This is a genomic window from Acidiplasma cupricumulans (genome assembly GCF_001402935.1).
In the GTDB taxonomy this organism is placed as follows: domain Archaea; phylum Thermoplasmatota; class Thermoplasmata; order Thermoplasmatales; family Thermoplasmataceae; genus Acidiplasma; species Acidiplasma aeolicum.
Map to the genome: position 1 here is coordinate 1 of NZ_LKBH01000106.1, position 1,987 is coordinate 1,987.

Consider the following 1,987-nt stretch of genomic DNA (forward strand, 5'->3'; position numbering starts at 1 on the left):
ATTTTTATTTATTTAAACATTCAACTGTTTTTCCGGGACATACCTTAAGATTCCTGCAACCCCGCCAAATGCTGTTTTTAAAAGCCTCCCCTCATCGCTATCCTCTGATACAAATTCAACGGTGGTTCCCGCAGCATCTGCAAGTTTGTACAAATCCTCTATAAAATCGTCCTCACGCTCGTAATTCATTGGAGTCCCATCATTGTCACACAGTGGCTGCTCCTCAGGCTCCTCAGTAAATGTTTTTTCAGCGCCACAAACAGGACATTTGTAAAAATATTTTATTTTTCTTATTGAATCCGAAATTATTAATAATTCAAGGTTCTTCATTTTCAATGCGTTTACAACGGCATTTTCCCCGTAAACACCGAGACCGCCATCAGGTTTTTTTATCTCCCTCAAGAACCTGTTTATTATATCCTTTTCTCTTGTAATTCTCATATCTTTTATTGATTCCGATGCCTTTTCCACGAGCTCCCTGAGCCCGGATTCATCCGTGTAACCTATATCAAACATATATTTTATTTTCTCCTTTATCTCATTCCTCAGGTATGATTTCTCCACAAAATATTCCTTTGTTGCACCAGGTCCACCAACAAATATTGTGATTATATCCTTAATAACAGGCATAAACGTTGCATTGGCAATATCCCCTATTTTTTTATAAAATTCATTTGCAGCTATTTCTATAAGCCTTTCAAACCTTCGGCTTGACTGACCACCCTGTCGGTGTTTGCTTGGCACAAGTGAATATTCATAGTCAACAACCTCAATTTTTGTTCCCTTTAAAAAGCCTATGGTTGCCTCCTTTCGGTCTATTACAAGAAGCCCATAAAGTTCCTTCTCCCTTAGCTGATCTGTCAGCTGCTCAAGATGGAAGCTTGAGTCGCACTTGTACAAAAATGTCTGTATTGGTTCAGGTGGCTCTATGATTTTTGTATACATCTCTGTTTGATCTCCCCTTGTGGCAACATGGCCGACGAAAAATACAAGTCCTGTTTCTGGTGGCTGCTTATAATATTTTAACCTGGACATAATTGATTCTATTGCCGCAAGCACATTCTTCCTTGTAGTCTTTGATTTTATATTGGCCGATGTTGAGTATTCCTCTCTTAAATACTGGACAACGTCTGATATCTGCTTATCTGGTGGAATGTAAAGTGAAATTAATTCTGTTCCCCTGCCATGAAGCCTTGACAATTCCTCCATGGCTTTTTTAAATTCATACCTCTTATAATCCTCGCTTTCCATAACAGAAAATTTTATAATAATATTTAACCTTAATGAAAAAATGAGAAGCGTTGTAATTTCACTTGGCGGTTCAATTATTTCAATGGAAAAATTAAATCTGGAGTTAATGAAGTCCGTATCCTCGACACTCCAGAAGATAAATACATATGATAAATATGGCATAGTGGTTGGTGGTGGCAGACTGGCAAGGACCTATATTTCAGATTTAAAGGCATATAATGTTAATGACAATATACTTGATGAAATAGGGATTAACGCAACAAGGATCAATGCACTTGCCCTAACCACATTTTTTGATGATGTAAACTCTAAAATACCAACAACAATAAACGATGCTGCCGAAATGATCCATAATTACCGTTATGTAATTATGGGTGGGACTGAACCGGGACATACCACCGATACAGTATCAACACTATTTGCGGAAAGGATTGGCGCAAAAATTTTAATAAACGCAACATCTGTAGACGGTGTTTATTCTGAGGATCCAAGAAAGTTTAAAAACGCAAAAAAATTTGATAAAATATCATATGATGATGCCATTAAAATTTCGGTAAATAATTCAATTGGTGCGGGAACAAATGTTTTTATGGATATAACATCGCTGACAATAGCAAAAAGGGCTGGAATAAAAATTTTTGTAATAAACGGTATGGATATGGATGAATATATAAATATTTTAAATTATGAAAGGTGTAATGGCACTGTAATCTCATAATAAAATGCGCCAATAAAA

General features: G+C 36.3%; 2 protein-coding genes. One reads left to right on the forward strand and one right to left on the reverse strand.

The window, feature by feature from the left end:
* Positions 1–12: 12 nt before the first annotated feature.
* On the reverse strand, positions 13–1,251 hold the full coding sequence (gene prf1 / locus AOG55_RS03295) for a peptide chain release factor aRF-1 (protein WP_048102098.1): 1,239 nt from the start codon (positions 1,249–1,251) through the stop codon (positions 13–15).
* Positions 1,252–1,291: 40 nt separating this feature from the next.
* Here prf1 and pyrH point away from each other — a divergent pair, with 40 nt between their 5' ends.
* On the forward strand, positions 1,292–1,969 hold the full coding sequence (gene pyrH / locus AOG55_RS03300) for a UMP kinase (protein ID WP_048102099.1): 678 nt from the start codon (positions 1,292–1,294) through the stop codon (positions 1,967–1,969).
* The last annotated feature ends 18 nt before the right edge of the window (positions 1,970–1,987 follow it).